Raw genomic sequence first — 19,038 nt, forward strand, 5'->3', positions numbered from 1 at the left:
GAAGGAATGCATCAAGCAATTGGAATTATTGAAATTAAAGGACTTGCTTCAGCGATAACCGTAGCCGATACAATGGCAAAAGTAGCAAATATCCAACTTATTGACACGGAAAAGGCAAAAGGATTTGGCTGGATAACCGTGAAAGTGGAAGGTGATGTTGCAGCTGTAAACGCGGCGCTTGAAGCAGGAGAACAAACCGCCATAGCCGCAGACAGCTTTATTGCGAAAAAAGTCATTCCTCGACCAGGGGAAGAGATTTTTACAGTATTTTGGCCAAAAGAAGAAATCGTGCCAGAAGAACCAGGATTGATTGTTGAAACAGAAGAAGTCGCGGAACCTGAATCACCAGTAGAAGCGACCTGCAATTTATGTCATGATCCACTTTGTCCACGGATAAAAGGTGATCCAAGACAAGATTGTATTCATTTTGAAGAAGAGAAATAAACCTAATTTTGAGGAGGAAATAATAATGAATAACGCACTAGGAATGATTGAAACTAAAGGACTTGTTGGAGCAATTGAAGCAGCTGACGCAATGGTAAAAGCAGCCAATGTATCTCTTGTAGGTTATGAAAAAATCGGTTCGGGACTTGTAACTGTTATGGTTCGCGGTGATGTTGGTGCAGTAAAAGCAGCAACAGATGCAGGCGCAGCAGCAGCTCGTAATGTTGGAGAAGTACAATCTATCCACGTTATTCCACGTCCACACAATGATGTAGAAACTTTGCTACCAAAAGGTTTATAAGTCGTGGAAAGAGAAGAATTAAAAGCAATAATTAAACAAATAGTAACAGAAAGATTAAACGGTGCGGAAACAGAGATTCCTATTGGAGTCTCTAACCGCCACATTCATCTAACAGAAAAAGACTATAACCAGCTTTTTCCAAATGAACCTATTCAAGTGAAAAAATGGTTAAAGCAACCTGGCGAATTTGCTGCTGAGCAAACTCTCACTGTAGTTTCAGAAAGAGGCGAATTGAAGCGGGTTCGTATTTTAGGTCCGCTTCGAAAATTTTCGCAAGTAGAACTTTCTAAAACGGATGCACGGATGTTAGGGATGAAGATTCCAATTCGTGTTTCTGGTGATATTGAAGGAACACCGGGGATCAAACTTGTTTCTAAACATAGCGAAATTTTCTTGCCAAAAGGAGCAATTATTGCGAAACGTCACATCCATTTACCAGAAAGTGTGGCGAATGAATACGGTGTGAAACAAGGTGATGAAGTTTCTGTCTTAGTAGGTTCAGAAATACGTAGTCTCGTGTTAAATAATTGTACGATTCGGGTGAATAATCAATTTATCCCAGAAATGCATATTGATACAGATGAAGCAAACGCGGCAGATATTGCTGGCGTGAGCTTTGCAAAAATAATCAAGTCGTGACCTGATAAGGAGGTGTGGAAATGGATATTTTACAAATAGCTAACGAACGGATGGAACAGCTTGCAGCACTAATGAATCAAGATACCAAACAAAAAATTTCAGCTGATCAAAAAGTAAAAGTTGGCGTTGATTTAGGTACTTCTTCCATCGTGTTTATTGTGTTAGACGAGAATAATGTACCACTTTTTGGAGCGTTTGAATTTGCTGACGCTGTTCGCGATGGTCTTGTTGTCAATTATCGCGAGTCAGTAGAAATTGTGACACGACTGAAGGAGCGAGCAGAAAAATGCTTAGGAATAAGTTTGACACATGCTTCTGGAGCCATCCCGCCAGGTACGATAGGGAACAATAAAAAGGTAGTTGCAAATGTCATCGAGAGTGCGGGAATGGAAGCACTTTCCACGATTGATGAACCTACCGCTGCTGCGGTAGTACTTGATTTAAAAGATGGTGCAGTAGTGGATGTTGGTGGGGGTACAACTGGTATTAGTGTCTTTAAAAATGGCGAAGTGATTTATACTGCGGACGAACCAACAGGAGGAACGCATATGACGCTTGTTTTAGCCGGATATTATGGTATTCCTGTAGAAGAAGCTGAGCAGAATAAACGCGCGAAAAAAGATTCTAGTGAGCATTTTTCTGTGATGCGTCCTGTCGTGGAAAAAATGGCAGAAATCACCCGTGTTCATCTCGAAATATCTCCCTCGGAACCACTTTATATCGTTGGCGGGGCTTCATTTTATAGCCAGTTTAAAGATACGTTTGAAAGTTATTTGAAGATGCCTGTTTTTCAACCTAATTATCCGCAGTATGTCACGCCTCTTGGTATTGCTATGAGTTCAGGGAGCGGAAATTTATGATAGAAAAATTAGTCAAAATTATTGTCCAGCGTTTGAAACTTCGAGCAACAAGTAAAACTACTATCGCTATTAGCAAACTTCCATACGATCCAGTCGCGATTTTTATGGAAAGCGGAACGGTTCGGTTAACACAAGTAAATAACCATTTTCTTGAGCGAATTCTCGGTGGAAATCGAGCAGAATCACTAACTGTTTGGTTTGAAAAAGCCGCCGATTATGGAGTGACGATTGAACTTGAACTGTACGATAACGGCGAACCTTGGATTGATTATACAATGCTTAGTCAACTAATGTTTCCAGTTTTTACAAGTAATGGTGAGAGACTCTTTCATTCAAGTGGTCAAGTGATTTGTTACAGTGATAGCGCAGTAATCCCAAGCGGAAGTACACTTTGCAAATATAAAAAGCAGCTTATTACACCGCTTGCAAATGAATATTTAACTAAAAATAATATTGCAGTGCGGGAAAGGCAGTGACGTTATGTTTATGGCGAAAATTACTGGAAGCGTAGTTTCTACAAAAAAAGAAGATTCGCTTACTGGTAAAAAGTTGATGATTGTACAACCAGTTGATGCTAATGGAGAAGATGTGCGTTCAGAAGAAGTAGCATGTGACTCTGTCGGTGCAGGGATTGGAGAGTATGTGCTTGTTGCTCGTGGAAATGCAGCTAGAAGTGTTTTTGCAGAACCAAATAGTGCGATTGATTCGGCAATTATAGCAATTGTCGATAGTTTTGATAAGTAGGGAGTGAATAACTCGTGAGTATTTATACAAAAACCGGTGATAAGGGAACGACTGCACTATTTGATGGAAATCGTGTGAAAAAATATGATGACCGTGTTGAAACATATGGCTCGTTTGATGAGCTTAATGCAGAAATTAGTGTAGCAGAAAAATTCGTTACTTCTACTGAAAATAAAACGTTATTAAGAAATATTGAGCGCCAGTTGTTTTACGTTTGTGCAGAACTTGCAACAGAAAACGAATCAGCGCTTGCTAGTAAAATTATCATTACGGAAAACGACATTAATGGACTGGAAGACGTCATTGATGCATACACCGCAAAATTGCCCAAAGTCGATAGTTTTGTTCTTCCTGGATCAAGCACAGCCGGAGCATTTCTTCACAGCGCAAGGACTATTGCTAGACGTGGTGAGCGATTACTTGTTCGTTTATCAGAACAAACAGCTATCCGAAAAGAGTTATTAAAATTCGTAAATCGCTTATCTGATTTCTTATATATCCTTGCTAGAGAAGAAGATTTCAGAGAAATGCTTGATAAAGCGACAAAACTCATTGTTGCCAAATACTTAGAGCAAACTAGGCAAGAAAAGGCCGTTACAAGCGATTTATCTTTTTCATTTTGTGAAAAACTAATGCATCAAGTGGAGAGCGTCTCAGAAGAAGTGGGCGTTCCAGTCACACTTGCAATAGTTGATGCGCATGGCAATACAAGATTTAATTACCGAATGGAACACGCTCTCTTAGTAAGTGCAGAACTAGCAACGAAAAAAGCATATTCCGCCGTAGCGATGAAAACAAGTACAGAAAATTTAACAGAAGCAGTTCAGCCAGGAGCCCCACTTTATCAATTAGAAACACTGACAAATGGTGACATTGTTACTTTTGGCGGAGGTGTTCCAATCTATGGAAAAGATGGAGCGATTATTGGTGGAATGGGAATTAGTGGTGGATCAGTGGAAGAAGACATCCACATCGCAAAAAAAGCATTATCAATGATAGAGAAGGGGTAATTCTGTATGGAATCATTAGAACTCGAAAAACTGGTGAAAAAAGTTCTCTTAGAAAAATTAGCAGAAGAAAAAGAAGTACCAACAAAAACAACTACACAAGGCGCGAAAAGTGGTGTTTTTGATACAGTTGACGAGGCTGTTCAAGCAGCAGTTGTAGCGCAGAATTGCTATAAAGAAAAATCACTTGAAGAACGCCGCAATGTTGTAAAAGCAATTCGTGAAGCACTTTATCCAGAAATTGAAACAATTGCGACAAGAGCAGTTGCGGAAACCGGAATGGGTAATGTGGCAGATAAAATTTTGAAAAACACGTTAGCAATTGAAAAAACGCCAGGGGTAGAAGATTTATATACAGAAGTAGCTACTGGTGATAACGGTATGACACTGTATGAACTCTCTCCATATGGCGTAATTGGTGCAGTAGCGCCGAGCACAAACCCAACGGAAACATTGATTTGTAATTCAATCGGTATGCTCGCAGCTGGAAATGCCGTTTTTTATAGTCCTCATCCCGGGGCAAAAAACATTTCACTGTGGTTGATTGAAAAACTAAACACAATTGTTCGCGAAAGTTGTGGTATTGATAATCTAATTGTCACCGTGGCTAAACCATCCATTCAAGCAGCGCAAGAAATGATGAACCATCCAAAAGTACCACTACTTGTTATTACAGGTGGTCCAGGCGTTGTTCTTCAAGCGATGCAATCAGGTAAAAAAGTGATAGGCGCAGGTGCAGGGAACCCGCCTTCTATTGTTGACGAAACAGCAAATATCGAAAAAGCAGCTGCTGACATCGTAGACGGTGCATCTTTTGATCATAATATTCTTTGTATTGCAGAGAAAAGTATTGTAGCTGTTGATAGCATTGCAGATTTCTTAATGTTCCAAATGGAAAAAAATGGTGCGTTACATGTAACCAATCCAAGGGATATTAACAAATTGGAGAAAGTAGCTGTCACGGATAAAGGTGTAACAAATAAAAAATTAGTTGGAAAAAGTGCTTCAGAAATCTTAAAAGAAGCAGGAATAGCTTGTGATTTTACACCGCGTTTAATCATTGTGGAAACGGAGAAATCTCATCCATTTGCAACAGTAGAGTTATTGATGCCAATCGTTCCTGTTGTAAGAGTGCCTGATTTTGACGAAGCCCTTGAAGTTGCTATTGAACTCGAACAAGGCTTACATCATACAGCAACCATGCATTCACAAAATATCTCTAGATTAAACAAAGCTGCAAGAGACATGCAAACATCCATCTTTGTAAAAAATGGTCCTTCTTTTGCGGGATTAGGTTTTAGAGGCGAAGGTAGCACAACTTTCACTATTGCAACGCCTACCGGAGAAGGAACGACTACAGCACGTCATTTTGCTAGACGTCGCCGTTGTGTTTTAACAGATGGTTTTTCGATTCGTTAAGAGGAGGCAAACTGAATGAATAGCTTTCAAATTAAAACAAAAGTAGCTTTTGGTACGAATAGTTTACAAGTTTTAAAAGAAATTAAAAATAAAAATGTTTGGATTATTTGTGATCGTTTTTTAGCTGATGGAGAGGGGCTTCAAGGATTAATTGGACAATTAGATGCATCCAATAATGTGCACATCTTCACCGATGTTGTTCCAGATCCGCCCATTTCAAAAGTAGCTGGCGGTGTTAGTGAAGCTGGCAAAATTCAACCGCAAGTCATGATTGCTTTTGGCGGTGGCTCAGCGATTGATACGGCAAAAGGAATTTACTACTTCGCAAAACGCTTGGAAAAAATTAATATTAGCACTTTTATAGCGATTCCAACTACAAGTGGTACGGGATCCGAAGTTACAGCCGCAACTGTTATAACGGATCCAACAACGAAAATTAAATACCCACTTTTCTTAGATGAACTTATTCCAGATGTGGCTATTTTAGATGCGCAACTGGTTGTCACCGTGCCACCAGCCATAACAGCAAATACGGGAATGGATGTATTAACACACGCAATCGAAGCTTATGTTTCTAAAGATGCGAGTGATTATACCGATGCTCTCGGCGAAAAAAGTGTGCAATTAACGTTACGTTTTTTAACGAGCTGTTACGATGATGGGCGTAATTTAGCGAATCGCGAAAAAATGCATAACGCTTCTACTATGGCAGGAATGGCTTTTAACTGCGCCAATTTAGGTTTGAATCATAGTATTGCTCATCAACTTGGCGCGCAGTTTCACGTACCACATGGTTTAGCAAATGCGATTTTACTGGATGCAGTTATTCGTTTTAACGCCTTTAAAAATCGCGAAACAGAACAAAAATATGCTGAGATGGCGCGCATTTGCGGAATTGCTTCCAGATCTGACTCGAACGAAACGGCAGTTCGCTTACTTCGTGAAAGAATTGTAGCGATGATGAAACATATGCAAATGCCACGAACGTTAACAGATGCTGGAGTAGCAAAAGAAAAAGTCTATGCAAAAATGGACGAAATTGCAACAAATGCGCTGAAAGATGCTTGCTTACCAACTAGCCCAACGACACCGACACATCAAGAACTAAAAGAAATTTTAGAACAAATTATTTAGAATGTACGTTAAAAAGGAGGATAAACTATGTCAGCATATTTGGCGGAATTTATTGGTACGATGGTTTTAATTATGTTTGGGAACGGCCTTTTAGCAGGATTAACACTAAATAAATCATTATCACAAGGGGCGAACTGGGTAGTTGTTACATTTGGTTGGGGGTTTGCTGTAATGATTGGTATTTATGTCGCTGGAGCATATAGCGGGGCGCACTTAAATCCAGCTGTAACCATTGCGCTTGCGGTTGGTGGATCATTCCCTTGGGCAGATGTTCTTCCGTATATTATCGCACAAATCGCTGGAGCATTTGTCGGAGCATCGATTGTTATTTTACACTATTATCCGCATTTTAAAGCAACTCCCCCAGAAATTGATACACATGGTATTTTTTCCACAGGACCAGCAATCAGAAATACACCTTTCAACTTAATCAGTGAAATTATCGCAACATTCGCTTTCATTTTTGGTTTATTGATGATTGGAGCAAATAGTTTCACAGATGGGTTAAATCCATTAATACTTGGTTTTCTAGTAGTTGCAATCGGAATGAGTTTTGGACCAACGACAGGTTATGCAATTAACCCAGCGCGTGATTTGGGACCAAGACTTGCCTACTTTTTACTACCAGTACCAAATAAAAGTGGATCGGACTGGCGCTACGCTTGGATTCCAATTGTCGGGCCAATCATTGGCGGATTGCTAGCCATTGGACTATTCAATATTTTATTATAAAAAGATGGAGTAAACAAAAAAGACTTTGTTTGCTCCTTTAAAAATGAGAAAGGACTGAGCTATATGCACAAAATTATGGCGATAAACGCAGGGAGTTCTTCACTGAAGTTCCAAATTTTTATGATGCCAGAAGAAGAAGTTTTAGTTAAAGGCTTGATTGAAAGAATCGGATTACCAGACGCCATTTTCAACATGTCCTTTCAAAATGAAAAAATCAAAGAGACACGCGCGATAAATAATCACGGAGAAGCAGTTAAAATTTTACTAGAACAATTGAAAGAGCATCAAGTAGTTAATGATCTTAGTGAAATTGTTGGAGTGGGACACCGTGTTGCGCACGGCGGAGAAGCTTTTGTCACGTCATGTGTTGTAACGGATGAAGTAGTGAAAGGCATTGAGGATGTAACAAGTCTTGCTCCACTACATAATCCAGCCAATATCATTGGTATCAAAACATTCCGGGAATTACTGCCTAATGCTGTTTCAGTAGCAGTTTTTGATACAGCATTCCATCAAACGATTCCAGAAGAAAACTTTTTATATGCGCTTCCTTATGAGCTTTACGAAAAACACCATATTCGAAAATACGGTTTTCATGGAACAAGTCATAAATATGTGGCTGGAAAAGCAGCAGAAGTTCTTGAGAAACCTTTAGAAAAATTAAAAATTATTTCTTGTCATTTAGGGAACGGGGCAAGTGTTTGTGCGATTGAAGCTGGAAAATCAGTAAATACTTCGATGGGATTTACACCAAATGCCGGCTTGATGATGGGAACCCGTTCTGGTACAATTGACGCGACAATCATCCCATATTTAGTTGATGAATTAGGCTATAGCTTGGATGAAGTGATGCATATGATGTCGAATGAATCAGGTGTTCTTGGCGTATCGGGAATTTCAAGTGATTTTAGAGATATTGAAATGGCTGCTAAAGAAGGCGATGCACGAGCGTTACTAACCCTTCGTATGTTCACTGGGCAAATATGCAATTATATCGGTGCTTATGCTTCCGCAATGAATGGTTGCGATGCATTATTATTTACAGCGGGAGTGGGTGAAAATTCCCCGTTAATCCGCCAAATGGTGACTGAACAGTTAAGTTATCTTGGTGTAACGTGCCATGTGACAAAAAATAATTCGGGTGATATGATAATTAGCAATGACGATGAAGCAGTCAAAGTGTGTATTATTCCAACCAATGAAGAACTAATGATTGCTCGCGATGTAGAAAAGTATGCAAAACAAACGATAAGTTAAGGAGCGATTTGATGTGAAAATAACGACGGCTTCTCACGGTGGCAACTATAACGAACTAGCAAAACAACATGGCTTGGCAAAAGAAATGGTGATTGATTTTAGTGCGAATATTAATCCACTAGGAGTGCCAGCTAGTTTGAAACAAACGATAATAACTAATTTGGACAAACTGGTAGAATATCCAGAACCAGATTACATAGCGCTCCGTGCGCGAATTGCCGCGTTTCATCAACTCGACCTAGCAAATATTATTCCTGGAAACGGTGCTACTGAGCTGATTTTCGGAATCGCAAAAGTGACTAAGGCGCAAAAGGTACTTATACTTGCGCCTACTTTTGCGGAATATGAACGTGCTTTTTTCGATGCCGAAATTGTTTATGCAGAGTTAACGAAAGAAACCAATTTTGCTGCGGCGGAAATCGTACTAGAAATGCTCGAACGAGAAACGGATATTGAAGCCGTTTGTTTGTGCAATCCAAACAATCCAACAGGCCAACTTATTACACAAAAAGAAATGATAAAAATTGCAGTTTTATGTGAAAAACGAAACATATTTTTAATTATCGACGAGGCTTTTATGGACTTCTTAGAAGAAAATGAAACAATTTCGATGATTAACTATTTAGAAAAATTTCCGCATGTGGCAATCATTCGTGCCTTTACGAAATTTTTCGCGATTCCAGGCCTAAGACTCGGTTATTTGCTGACGAAAAATAATACTTTAGCCGAAGCTTTATTACAAATACGTGAACCTTGGTCTATTAATACATTTGCTGATTTAGCAGGGCAAATTCTATTAGAAGACGAAACCTATATGAAACAAACATTCGATTGGATTAACACCGAACGAGACTTTTTATACCAAGGTTTAAGCAAATTTTCAGAACTTACCGTGTACAAACCAAGTGTAAATTACATATTTTTTCATCTTGAGAAACCTCTTGATTTACGAAAAGAATTGCTTTTAAAAGGAATTTTTATTCGAAGTTGTGCTAATTACCGAGGACTCACAGAAAATTATTACCGGGTTGCGGTGAAAAGTAGAGCTGATAATAGCAAACTCTTAACAGCGCTAGAGGTGATTTTTAGTGGAAATTAAAGCGACATGTCCAGCTTCTTGTGGGGAGCTTTTGCAAGGTTTTATTCTAGGCGGGGAGAAGTTGATTTCTTACCCAATCGACTGGTATTCCGAAGTTACTTTATCTGATAAAAAAGGACTAAATAGCTCCGGGCATACAAAAGCTTGGCATGCGTTCCAGTTAACTTGCGAGTATTTTGGCGCGGTAAAAAGAGAGCTCCCGAAAGTATCTTTACAAGTGAAATCAACTATTCCGGTCGCGAAAGGGATGGCGAGTTCGACTGCGGATATTGCCGCAACAATCGGCGCAACTGCAAAATGGTTGAATAAATCCATTACAGAAATAGAAATCGCCAAGCTATCTTTAAAACTAGAGCCAACCGATAGCACTATTTTTGAGTCGTTAACTTTGTTTGATCACTTAAAAGGTGATGTGATTCAAAGTTCGAAATGGATGCCAAAACTAGGCGTTGTTGTGTTAGAACCACTTACCATTCTAGAAACAGCTACTTACCGGCAAGATAATCATCAAGCGCAATTACTGGAAAACGAACAACAACTAGCTAAAGGGTTGGACTATTTTCATCAAGCTGTGACACAAAAATCAATCCGCTTACTTGGAAAAGCAGCATCGATTAGCGCAGCGTGCAATCAAACTATTTTACCAAAGCCATTTTGGAAAGAAATTCAAGAAGTGACTGAAAACTTGGATTTAGTGGGGGTAAATGTTTCGCATAGTGGCACAGTTGTCGGTATACTTTATGAACTCGAAAAAACGGATCCACTCGAAATTTTATTTGAGCTAGAACGGCGCTATGTCATGACTTTTTATAGCCGATATTATTTCCGGGAGTTCGCGCGTGGTGGTGTTCAAATTATTTCGTAAAGCAAATTCTTCTTGCAAGCGGATTATTTTATGCTATAATAACTTTGATAAACGAATTCGTTCATACAAACAGTTAGATACTGGAAGTCTGGTGAAAGTCCAGCACGGTCCCGCCACTGTAAGGAGTTAGTCACTCTAAGTCAGGTCTTTTATCTAATTGTTTTAACTGGTTATACTGCTTCGAGGCAAAGCATGTATAATTCTTGGTTCCAGTGTAGTTGTCTCACTGGGGCTTTTTTATTTGTTTTTATAACAAATAAGCCCACTGTAAATGGTTTGGTGCCGAGAAGCTGAACGAGCTACGTTTTATCAAGCACCATACGCACAAAGATGTGCACCGCTTAGTTTTATGGTGGGCAATGATCTTTTCAACGACGAAAAGAGTGATACAAGGAAAGTATCTTCATTGCCTATTTACAAAAAAAGATTTGACATTTCGATAGGTTTGGTTTTTAATAAAGTGGACAAATAAAATATTTTACAGTACAAAGGCGTACTGTTTACTTAGCAAAGAAGCTTTGAGTTGGAAGAGAAAATTTCTCTACTCAAGGCTTCTTTTTTTATTTTAAAAAACTAGGAGGTAATCTCATGCAAAAAGTTAGTTTTAAAACAGATCTTTACATTGGACAAGGAGCAACAGATCGTTTACTTGATTTTAAAGACAAACAAATTTTCATCGTAACAGATCCATTTATGGTTAGTTCAGGAATGATTAATGCTATTACGGAAAAAATTGATCAATCGAATACATATACGATTTTTAGTGAAATTATTCCAGACCCACCGATTGAAAATGTCGTAGCAGGAATTGAAGTTTTAAATGAATGTGATGCCAACTTGATGATTGCTATCGGTGGTGGTTCAGCTATTGATGCAGCGAAAGCAATGAAATTCTTTGGTCAAAAACTTGGTACGGTGCGCGCAATGCCTTTCATCGTCATCCCGACAACTAGTGGAACTGGCTCGGAAGTAACTAGTTTTTCCGTTATTACAAACAAAGAAAAAGCGATTAAATACCCACTGATTACGGATGCTATTTTGCCTGATGAAGCGATTTTAGATGCGGATTTAGTGAAATCTGTTCCACCTGCAATTACTGCGGATACTGGTATGGACGTGTTAACGCATGCGCTTGAAGCATATGTATCTACAAAAGCGAATGATTATTCAGATGCGATGGCGGAAAAAGTTATCCAATTAGTTTTCACATACCTAGAACGTGCTTATAAAGACGGAAATGATTTAGAAGCTCGTGAAAAAATGCATAATGCATCTTGTCTTGCAGGGATGGCATTCAACATTACTTCTCTTGGCTTAAATCATGGTATTGCGCATACAGCTGGTGCGAAATTTAAAATCCCTCATGGTCGTATGAACACATTGCTTTTACCACATGTAATTAGTTATAACGCTGGCCTTACAAGTGATTTTGGTAACAATCCAGATAATCGCGCAGCAGAACGTTATACAGCGATTGCTAAATTACTAAAAATGCCAGCTTCCAATACAAGGCTTGGTGTACGTAGCTTAATTAATGCCATTAAACAACTCCAAAAGAAACTCAATATGCCGACTACATTAACAGAATGTGGAGTTAGCCGTACGGATTTAAATGAAAATATTGCTCAAATCGCAGAAGGTGCATTAAACGATGGATGTACTGCAACTAATCCAAGAACGCCGACAGAAACCGATGTTAGTGCTATTCTTGAAAAAATGTTGGCATAAAAGTTATTTATTTCACAACAGGAATCAAATAACCTATTGACATCGTTTTCATGCTACTTTATAATAGAACCGAGCACAAAGACGTGTGGAATTATAAATATAGCAGAGCAACGGGGCTCCCTCAAAAATATTGCACAATATTTTTAAGGGGCTCTTTCTATTTTCTTGGAGAAATTTTTTCTCTAGCTCTTTTACTCTTTCGCTCAAGTAAATGCTTCTATAGAATGATTTTGTCCTTCATTGTGACAAATCAATCAATAGCAGAAGAAGAGGACGTGACAAGAATGAATGGAAGAATTGTAATAGCCGATGATGAACCTATTACAAGAATGGACATCCGAGACATCTTAGAAGAAGCGAACTACAATGTTGTAGGGGAAGCGACAGATGGTTTTGAAGCAATCGAACTATGCAAAAGCCATCAGCCAGACCTTGTTATCATGGACATTCAAATGCCACTCTTAGACGGTTTAAAAGCAGGGAAACGAATTATTTCAGAAGGTCTTGCTGGCGGAATTATTTTACTTACTGCATTTAGTGATCCGAAAAACACGGAGAAAGCAAAAGGATTTGGAGCATTAGGTTATTTAGTAAAGCCACTTGATGAAAAAAGTTTGATTCCAACAGTTGAAATGAGTATTGCCAAAGGGCGAGAAACAAGAAAACTAGAGCAGCAATTAGAAAAGCTCACAAAAAAATTAGAAGAGCGTAAAGTAATTGAAAAAGCAAAAGGCGTGCTTATGATTGAGAACAACATCACAGAAGAAGAAGCCTACAACATGATTCGTAATCTGAGTATGGATAAACGTTGTCCGATGATGGAAATCGCAGAAACGATTGTGATGAGCGATGACTAAAACGATTCGAGAAATGTGTTTACGCTATACGGACTTGGCAGAATATGATATTGATGAATTAATACATACTGCAAAATCGTTAAGCGAGTCTTCGATGTATCAAGATGTAGATGTTTTCATTGATGTGTATAATAAACTAACTAGTGAAGCACTTGTCATTCATCATACACCGCCAAAAACAACCAAATCACTTTACAAAAACAATGTAATCGGAGAAACAGCCCTACGCTCCAATGAACCAGGTGTACTTAGAACACTAGAAACGGGTATGAACTCCAATGACTTACTTGCAAAAACACAAGAAAACGTACTTATTCGCCAAAAAGTCTATCCAATTCGCAATAAACAGCGAGTTATAGCTGTGCTAATTCTAGAAAATGATATTAGCGCCGAAATTAAAGCTCATTTTGAAATCGACAATGAAGAAACGGCTTATCGTGATGTTTCTACCACATTGTCTGCTATGAGTAAATTAACGGATTCTATTACCGATCAGCTAGATGATGCTATTTTGATTTTTGACCGTAATGGAATTTTACAGCAAAAGAATTGTGCTGCAGATCAGTACTACGAACGACTTGGTTACATGGAAGACATTCAAGGAATGCATTATGATAATTTATCCCTCGACCAGATAATGTTTGATGCAATTATGTATCAAATTGAAACAGGAAAACAACCAATCCAATTAAAAAAAGAAGTGGTTATTGCCGGGAATTACTTTATTATGAAGCAGATTTTTGTGAAAGAAGAAGACGAACAAGAATGTCGTTTTATTCTTATCTTGCATGACATAACGGATATTAAGGTGAAGGAAGCAGAAATTGTTTCTAAGTCTGTAGCCATTCGTGAAATTCATCACCGTGTCAAAAATAATTTGCAATCCGTTGTTTCTTTGTTACGAATTCAAGGTAGACGTTCAACAAGCATGGAGGCACAAAAAATTCTAAATGAAAGTGTCAGCCGAATCCTTGCGATTGCAGCGACTCATGAACTTTTGTCGAAGCAAATGGAAGACGGGATTAACCTTTATATGGTCATAGAAACAGTCGCCTACAATATTGAAAGATGTTGTACTGACTGTCCAAAAGTAGCTGTTAGAATGGATATTGATAAACGGATTTATTTGGATAGTGATCGCACTGTGGCACTGGCACTTGTCATGAATGAACTATTACAAAATTCATATGACCATGCTTTCCATCCAAATGAATCAGGCGAAATTTTACTACAAATAAAAGAAGAAAAAAATATCATTCACGCAGAAGTAACGGACAATGGTCATGGCTTTAATGTTCGAAAAGTATCCGAAAAAAGCCTAGGACTTTCCATTGTCAAAAGTTATATTAAAGATAAACTTCGAGGCAAAGTAACCATTGAATCGAATGAACACGGAACAAAAACAATGTTTGATTTTAAATACAATTCTATCCATGCTACAAAGAAGTAGCTGTAAAAAAGCGATGAAGCTTAAAGCCAAGTAACGATACTGTTATTTGTCTTTAAGCTTTTTCTTTTTGCTAGAAAGGAGTGAGGGTTTTGGCGGAAACGATTTTAAGTGTAGGGATTGACCTTGGTACGTCGACAACACAACTCATTTTATCCGAGTTAGAAATTCAAAATATGGCATCAAGCTTCACCGTGCCGCGTATTGTTATTTCAGATAAGCGGATTATTTTTAGAAGTGAGATTCTGTTTACACCGATTCTTGCTGATAATTTGATTGATGTAGAGGCGATTCGTGATTTTGTAACGAAAGAGTATGCCAATGCCGGAATTAAAAAAGAAGAAATTGGCATGGGGGCAGTTATTATTACAGGTGAAACGGCTCGTAAAGATAATGCGAGTAACGTTCTAGATGCAATGAGTGGTTTCGCTGGGGATTTTGTTGTAGCAACAGCTGGACCTGACTTAGAAAGTATCATTGCCGGAAAAGGTGCAGGTGCACATACCTACGCCAAAGAAAATAATACTTCTGTTGTGAATCTGGATATTGGCGGCGGAACAACGAATTTATCGCTATTTGATCGTGGTGAACTTATTGATACAGCATGCCTTGATATTGGTGGTCGGTTAATCAAAGTGGACCGTGAAACAAGAAAAATCACCTATATTGCGCCAAAAATTCAAGCTTTAATAGAAAAACGTGGTTATCCGATTAGACTCGGAGAAACAACTTCACCAGAAAATTTGCAACCAGTTTTAGGTGAAATGGTTGAGCTGCTTAAAAACAGTGTTGGCCTAGGCGCTCCGAATGATTTTTACGAAACGATCATCACAAATAAAGGATTGAAATTTCTTACTGAAATTGAATGTATATCATTTTCCGGAGGCGTTGCAGACTGCATTTCAACTGGTGCGCTAAGTGATCCATTTAGATATGGAGACATCGGACTTTTACTCGGAAAGTCAATAGCTGAATCTAGCTTGATGACCGAAAAAAAGTATATCGAATCTGTCGAAACCATACGGGCAACTGTGGTAGGAGCCGGTTCACACACAGCAGAAATTAGCGGTAGCACAATCACTTATACCGAGAAAATTTTCCCAGTAAAAAACATTCCGATTTTGAAACTTGCCAAACAAGAAGAAAATGAAAATATGGCAGAAGTCATCAAGGAAAAACTCAACTGGTTCAAAATAGATGAAGATATGGAACGGATTGCACTTGCAATTGAAGGGGAGAATAGCCCTAGTTTCGAGCAAGTAACAGAATATGCAAAGGCAATTTGTGAGGGAATGAAAGAACCAATCGCACTTGGTCATCCGCTAATTATCATTACTTGGCACGACATGGCAAAAGCCCTCGGACAAAGTATTTTCGGGCATTTACCAGCCGGCTATCCACTAATTTGTTTGGATAGTGTCAAAGTTGATAATGGTGATTATATTGATATAGGAAAACCAGTTGCTGACGGGAAAGTGCTACCAGTAGTAGTAAAAACCTTAGTCTTTAACTGATCCATATAAATAGCTTTAATTTTGAGAGGAGGATTTATCGAATGATTTTAAAAACGAATTTATTCGGCCATACATACCAGTTCAAATCCATCACTGATGTGTTGGCAAAAGCAAACGAAGAAAAATCGGGCGACCGTTTAGCCGGAGTTGCTGCTGAATCTGCAGAAGAACGTGTAGCTGCTAAAGTGGTGCTCTCTAAAATGACGCTTGGAGATTTACGTAATAATCCGGTTGTCCCATATGAAACAGATGAGGTAACCCGTATTATTCAAGACCAAGTAAATGAACGTATTCATGATTCCATTAAAAACTGGACAGTGGAAGAATTACGGGAATGGATTTTAGACCATAAAACAACAGATGCTGACATTAAACGTGTTGCACGCGGCCTAACATCAGAAATTATTGCTGCTGTAACAAAATTAATGTCCAACCTAGATTTAATTTATGGCGCGAAAAAAATTCGTGTTATCGCACATGCGAACACAACAATCGGTCTTCCAGGAACATTCTCCGCTAGACTACAACCAAACCATCCAACTGATGATCCTGATGGTATCCTTGCTTCTTTAATGGAAGGATTAACTTACGGGATTGGGGATGCGGTAATCGGACTTAACCCAGTAGATGATTCTACTGATAGCGTAGTTCGTTTACTTAATAAATTTGAAGAATTCCGCAGTAAATGGGATGTGCCAACACAAACTTGTGTACTAGCGCACGTGAAGACTCAAATGGAAGCAATGCGTCGCGGTGCTCCAACTGGTCTGGTATTCCAATCTATCGCAGGTTCTGAAAAAGGTAATACAGCTTTCGGTTTTGACGGAGCAACTATTGAAGAAGCAAGACAATTAGCTCTTCAAAGTGGTGCTGCAACTGGGCCAAACGTAATGTACTTTGAAACAGGACAAGGTTCTGAACTTTCTTCTGACGCACATTTCGGCGTAGACCAAGTAACAATGGAAGCTCGTTGCTATGGATTTGCGAAGAAGTTTGATCCATTCTTAGTGAATACAGTAGTTGGATTTATCGGACCTGAGTATTTATACGATTCCAAACAAGTAATTCGCGCCGGCCTAGAAGATCACTTCATGGGTAAATTAACTGGTATCTCTATGGGTTGTGACGTTTGTTATACCAACCATATGAAAGCCGACCAAAACGACGTAGAAAACTTATCCGTACTTCTAACAGCAGCAGGATGTAACTTTATCATGGGGATTCCTCATGGTGATGACGTTATGCTTAACTACCAAACAACTGGTTACCACGAAACAGCCACTTTACGTGAATTATTTGGCCTAAAACCAATTAAAGAATTTGATCAGTGGATGGAAAAAATGGGATTCAGTGAAAATGGTAAATTAACAAGCCGTGCTGGAGATGCATCTATTTTCCTAAAATAAGGAAGGGAGGAACTAAGCGATGAACGAACAAGAATTAAAACAAATGATTGAAGGCATTTTAACGGAAATGTCAGGGGCTAAAACTACTGAAACGGTAGCAGCAGCACCAACAAAAGCCGTTACTGAAACTGTTGTAACTGAAGGAACTATCCCTGATATTACAGAAGTTGATATTAAAAAACAATTACTAGTACCAGAACCAGCTGACCGCGAAGGCTATTTGAAAATGAAACAAATGACCCCAGCTCGACTTGGTTTATGGCGCGCTGGTCCACGTTATAAAACAGAAACAATTCTTCGTTTCCGTGCGGACCACGCTGTTGCACAAGATTCCGTGTTCTCTTATGTTTCTGAGGATTTAGTGAAAGAAATGAACTTTATTCCAGTTAACACAAAATGTCATGATAAAGATGAATACTTAACTCGCCCAGACTTAGGCCGTGAATTTGACGATGAAATGGTAGAAATAATTCGTGCGAATACTACGAAAAATGCGAAACTACAAATCGTTGTCGGTGATGGACTTAGCTCAGCGGCAGTTGAAGCTAATATCAAAGACATCTTACCTTCCATTAAACAAGGGTTGAAAATGTATAACCTAGATTTTGATAACATTATTTTTGTTAAACATTGTCGAGTACCTTCTATGGATCAAATCGGCGAAATTACTGGGGCAGATGTAGTTTGCTTACTTGTAGGTGAACGTCCAGGTCTAGTAACAGCTGAATCCATGAGTGCATATATTGCTTATAAACCAACAATTGGTATGCCAGAAGCTCGTCGTACTGTTATTTCTAACATTCATAGTGGCGGAACTCCACCAGTTGAAGCAGGAGCATACATTGCTGAATTAATTCACAATATGCTTGAGAAAAAATGTTCTGGTATTGATTTAAAATAAGCTAGTTAGAGGAGGAAACTTCATGAAAAATGATAAATTACCTGCATCCGTTTTAAGTGTCAAAGTTGTATCAAATGTAGATAATGGTCTATTTAAACAATTAGACTTAAAACCGCATCAAAGAAGTCTGGGTATTATTACATCTGATTGTGATGATGTTACATACACTGCGCTTGACGAAGCAACCAAAGCAGCTGAAGTAGATGTTGTTTATGCGAAAAGTATGTATGCTGGTGCTGGAAATGCATCCACAAAATTTGCTGGTGAAGTAATCGGTATTATTGCCGGACCAAGCCCTGCGGAAGTAAAAAGTGGTCTTTCTGTAGCAGTAGATTTCATCGAAAATGGTGCTAGCTTTGTTAGTGCAAATGAAGATGATAGCGTACCTTACTTCGCGCACTGTGTTTCAAGAACTGGTACTTTCCTTTCAAAAGAAGCGAATGTTGCTGAAGGTGAAGCGATTGCTTACTTAATCGCCCCTCCACTGGAAGCTATGTATGCGTTAGATGCAGCATTAAAAGCAGCAGACGTAACAATCGGAGCTTTTTACGGACCACCATCCGAAACTAACTTCGGTGGAGCACTTCTAACAGGTAGCCAATCTGCATGTAAAGCTGCTTGTGATGCGTTCAAAATGGCAGTAGAAAATGTGGCTGAAAATCCACTTCAATATTAAGGTGGTGC

20 protein-coding genes and 1 riboswitch are annotated in these 19,038 nt (G+C 38.8%); all 20 genes read left to right on the forward strand.

From position 1 onward, the window contains the following. Positions 1-6: 6 nt before the first annotated feature. The 20 genes from HCB38_RS04610 (at position 7) to eutL (ending at position 19,030) form a co-directional block, all read left to right on the forward strand. Entirely contained in the window at positions 7-444 is a 438-nt protein-coding gene (locus tag HCB38_RS04610) for a BMC domain-containing protein (protein ID WP_185318511.1), read from the forward strand. Between the two features lie 25 nt (positions 445-469). Then, complete coding sequence (gene pduA / locus HCB38_RS04615) at positions 470-745, forward strand: propanediol utilization microcompartment protein PduA (protein ID WP_003719364.1); 276 nt, start codon at positions 470-472, stop codon at positions 743-745. A gap of 3 nt (positions 746-748) precedes the next feature. Further along, the gene (locus HCB38_RS04620; RefSeq protein WP_185607691.1) at positions 749-1,384 is read left to right on the forward strand and encodes a phosphate propanoyltransferase; all 636 of its coding nucleotides are present in this window, start codon (positions 749-751) and stop codon (positions 1,382-1,384) included. A gap of 20 nt (positions 1,385-1,404) precedes the next feature. Beyond that, positions 1,405-2,244, forward strand: coding sequence for an ethanolamine utilization protein EutJ (eutJ, locus tag HCB38_RS04625; protein ID WP_185637684.1), 840 nt, complete (start codon positions 1,405-1,407; stop codon positions 2,242-2,244). Continuing rightward, positions 2,241-2,720, forward strand: coding sequence for a PduM family microcompartment protein (gene pduM / locus HCB38_RS04630; RefSeq protein WP_185637686.1), 480 nt, complete (start codon positions 2,241-2,243; stop codon positions 2,718-2,720). The genes eutJ and pduM overlap by 4 nt, the downstream gene beginning before the upstream one ends. A 4-nt stretch (positions 2,721-2,724) precedes the next feature. Further along, positions 2,725-2,988, forward strand: a complete 264-nt coding sequence (locus HCB38_RS04635) for a EutN/CcmL family microcompartment protein (protein WP_185318515.1) — start codon at positions 2,725-2,727, stop codon at positions 2,986-2,988. Positions 2,989-3,002: 14 nt separating this feature from the next. Further along, on the forward strand, positions 3,003-3,998 hold the full coding sequence (locus HCB38_RS04640; RefSeq protein ID WP_185607693.1) for a cob(I)yrinic acid a,c-diamide adenosyltransferase: 996 nt from the start codon (positions 3,003-3,005) through the stop codon (positions 3,996-3,998). Between the two features lie 6 nt (positions 3,999-4,004). Next, complete coding sequence (locus HCB38_RS04645; protein ID WP_185637688.1) at positions 4,005-5,414, forward strand: aldehyde dehydrogenase family protein; 1,410 nt, start codon at positions 4,005-4,007, stop codon at positions 5,412-5,414. A 15-nt stretch (positions 5,415-5,429) separates the two neighbouring features. Further along, positions 5,430-6,548: a 1-propanol dehydrogenase PduQ gene (locus HCB38_RS04650; protein ID WP_185318518.1), complete on the forward strand. Its 1,119-nt coding sequence runs from the start codon at positions 5,430-5,432 to the stop codon at positions 6,546-6,548. A gap of 27 nt (positions 6,549-6,575) precedes the next feature. Continuing rightward, positions 6,576-7,280, forward strand: coding sequence for an MIP/aquaporin family protein (locus HCB38_RS04655; RefSeq protein ID WP_185607695.1), 705 nt, complete (start codon positions 6,576-6,578; stop codon positions 7,278-7,280). A 63-nt stretch (positions 7,281-7,343) separates the two neighbouring features. Further along, on the forward strand, positions 7,344-8,537 hold the full coding sequence (locus HCB38_RS04660; protein WP_185318520.1) for an acetate/propionate family kinase: 1,194 nt from the start codon (positions 7,344-7,346) through the stop codon (positions 8,535-8,537). A gap of 13 nt (positions 8,538-8,550) precedes the next feature. Next, on the forward strand, positions 8,551-9,636 hold the full coding sequence (cobD, locus tag HCB38_RS04665) for a threonine-phosphate decarboxylase CobD (protein WP_185318521.1): 1,086 nt from the start codon (positions 8,551-8,553) through the stop codon (positions 9,634-9,636). Beyond that, positions 9,626-10,501, forward strand: coding sequence for a GHMP family kinase ATP-binding protein (locus HCB38_RS04670; protein WP_185318522.1), 876 nt, complete (start codon positions 9,626-9,628; stop codon positions 10,499-10,501). The genes cobD and HCB38_RS04670 overlap by 11 nt, the downstream gene beginning before the upstream one ends. A gap of 55 nt (positions 10,502-10,556) precedes the next feature. Continuing rightward, positions 10,557-10,706: riboswitch (adenosylcobalamin (AdoCbl) riboswitch) on the forward strand. A 383-nt stretch (positions 10,707-11,089) separates the two neighbouring features. Continuing rightward, positions 11,090-12,229 (forward strand): 1-propanol dehydrogenase PduQ, encoded by a 1,140-nt coding sequence (locus HCB38_RS04675; RefSeq protein WP_185318523.1) that lies wholly within the window; start codon positions 11,090-11,092, stop codon positions 12,227-12,229. Between the two features lie 275 nt (positions 12,230-12,504). Next, entirely contained in the window at positions 12,505-13,086 is a 582-nt protein-coding gene (locus HCB38_RS04680) for an ANTAR domain-containing response regulator (protein WP_185318524.1), read from the forward strand. Next, on the forward strand, positions 13,079-14,536 hold the full coding sequence (locus tag HCB38_RS04685) for a GAF domain-containing sensor histidine kinase (protein ID WP_185318525.1): 1,458 nt from the start codon (positions 13,079-13,081) through the stop codon (positions 14,534-14,536). Before HCB38_RS04680 ends, HCB38_RS04685 begins: the two co-directional genes overlap by 8 nt. Positions 14,537-14,625: 89 nt before the next feature. After that, positions 14,626-16,047 (forward strand): ethanolamine ammonia-lyase reactivating factor EutA, encoded by a 1,422-nt coding sequence (gene eutA, locus HCB38_RS04690; RefSeq protein ID WP_185318526.1) that lies wholly within the window; start codon positions 14,626-14,628, stop codon positions 16,045-16,047. Positions 16,048-16,088: 41 nt separating this feature from the next. Further along, on the forward strand, positions 16,089-17,453 hold the full coding sequence (locus HCB38_RS04695) for an ethanolamine ammonia-lyase subunit EutB (RefSeq protein WP_003761786.1): 1,365 nt from the start codon (positions 16,089-16,091) through the stop codon (positions 17,451-17,453). Between the two features lie 19 nt (positions 17,454-17,472). After that, positions 17,473-18,354 (forward strand): ethanolamine ammonia-lyase subunit EutC, encoded by an 882-nt coding sequence (gene eutC / locus HCB38_RS04700; RefSeq protein ID WP_185318527.1) that lies wholly within the window; start codon positions 17,473-17,475, stop codon positions 18,352-18,354. Between the two features lie 22 nt (positions 18,355-18,376). Further along, positions 18,377-19,030: an ethanolamine utilization microcompartment protein EutL gene (eutL, locus tag HCB38_RS04705; RefSeq protein ID WP_003724716.1), complete on the forward strand. Its 654-nt coding sequence runs from the start codon at positions 18,377-18,379 to the stop codon at positions 19,028-19,030. Positions 19,031-19,038 lie beyond the last annotated feature (8 nt).

The sequence above is a fragment of the Listeria farberi genome (genome assembly GCF_014229295.1).
Taxonomy (GTDB): Bacteria; Bacillota; Bacilli; order Lactobacillales; family Listeriaceae; genus Listeria; species Listeria farberi.

Excerpts from the sequence above, each read along its gene's own strand:
- HCB38_RS04610 (WP_185318511.1), top strand. The coding sequence starts at position 7 with ATGCATCAAGCAATTGGAATTATTGAAATTAAAGGACTTGCTTCAGCG.
- pduA (WP_003719364.1), top strand. The coding sequence starts at position 470 with ATGAATAACGCACTAGGAATGATTGAAACTAAAGGACTTGTTGGAGCA.
- eutJ (WP_185637684.1), top strand. The coding sequence starts at position 1,405 with ATGGATATTTTACAAATAGCTAACGAACGGATGGAACAGCTTGCAGCA.
- pduM (WP_185637686.1), top strand. The coding sequence starts at position 2,241 with ATGATAGAAAAATTAGTCAAAATTATTGTCCAGCGTTTGAAACTTCGA.
- HCB38_RS04635 (WP_185318515.1), top strand. The coding sequence starts at position 2,725 with ATGTTTATGGCGAAAATTACTGGAAGCGTAGTTTCTACAAAAAAAGAA.
- HCB38_RS04645 (WP_185637688.1), top strand. The coding sequence starts at position 4,005 with ATGGAATCATTAGAACTCGAAAAACTGGTGAAAAAAGTTCTCTTAGAA.
- HCB38_RS04650 (WP_185318518.1), top strand. The coding sequence starts at position 5,430 with ATGAATAGCTTTCAAATTAAAACAAAAGTAGCTTTTGGTACGAATAGT.
- HCB38_RS04655 (WP_185607695.1), top strand. The coding sequence starts at position 6,576 with ATGTCAGCATATTTGGCGGAATTTATTGGTACGATGGTTTTAATTATG.
- HCB38_RS04660 (WP_185318520.1), top strand. The coding sequence starts at position 7,344 with ATGCACAAAATTATGGCGATAAACGCAGGGAGTTCTTCACTGAAGTTC.
- HCB38_RS04675 (WP_185318523.1), top strand. The coding sequence starts at position 11,090 with ATGCAAAAAGTTAGTTTTAAAACAGATCTTTACATTGGACAAGGAGCA.
- HCB38_RS04685 (WP_185318525.1), top strand. The coding sequence starts at position 13,079 with ATGACTAAAACGATTCGAGAAATGTGTTTACGCTATACGGACTTGGCA.
- HCB38_RS04695 (WP_003761786.1), top strand. The coding sequence starts at position 16,089 with ATGATTTTAAAAACGAATTTATTCGGCCATACATACCAGTTCAAATCC.
- eutC (WP_185318527.1), top strand. The coding sequence starts at position 17,473 with ATGAACGAACAAGAATTAAAACAAATGATTGAAGGCATTTTAACGGAA.
- eutL (WP_003724716.1), top strand. The coding sequence starts at position 18,377 with ATGAAAAATGATAAATTACCTGCATCCGTTTTAAGTGTCAAAGTTGTA.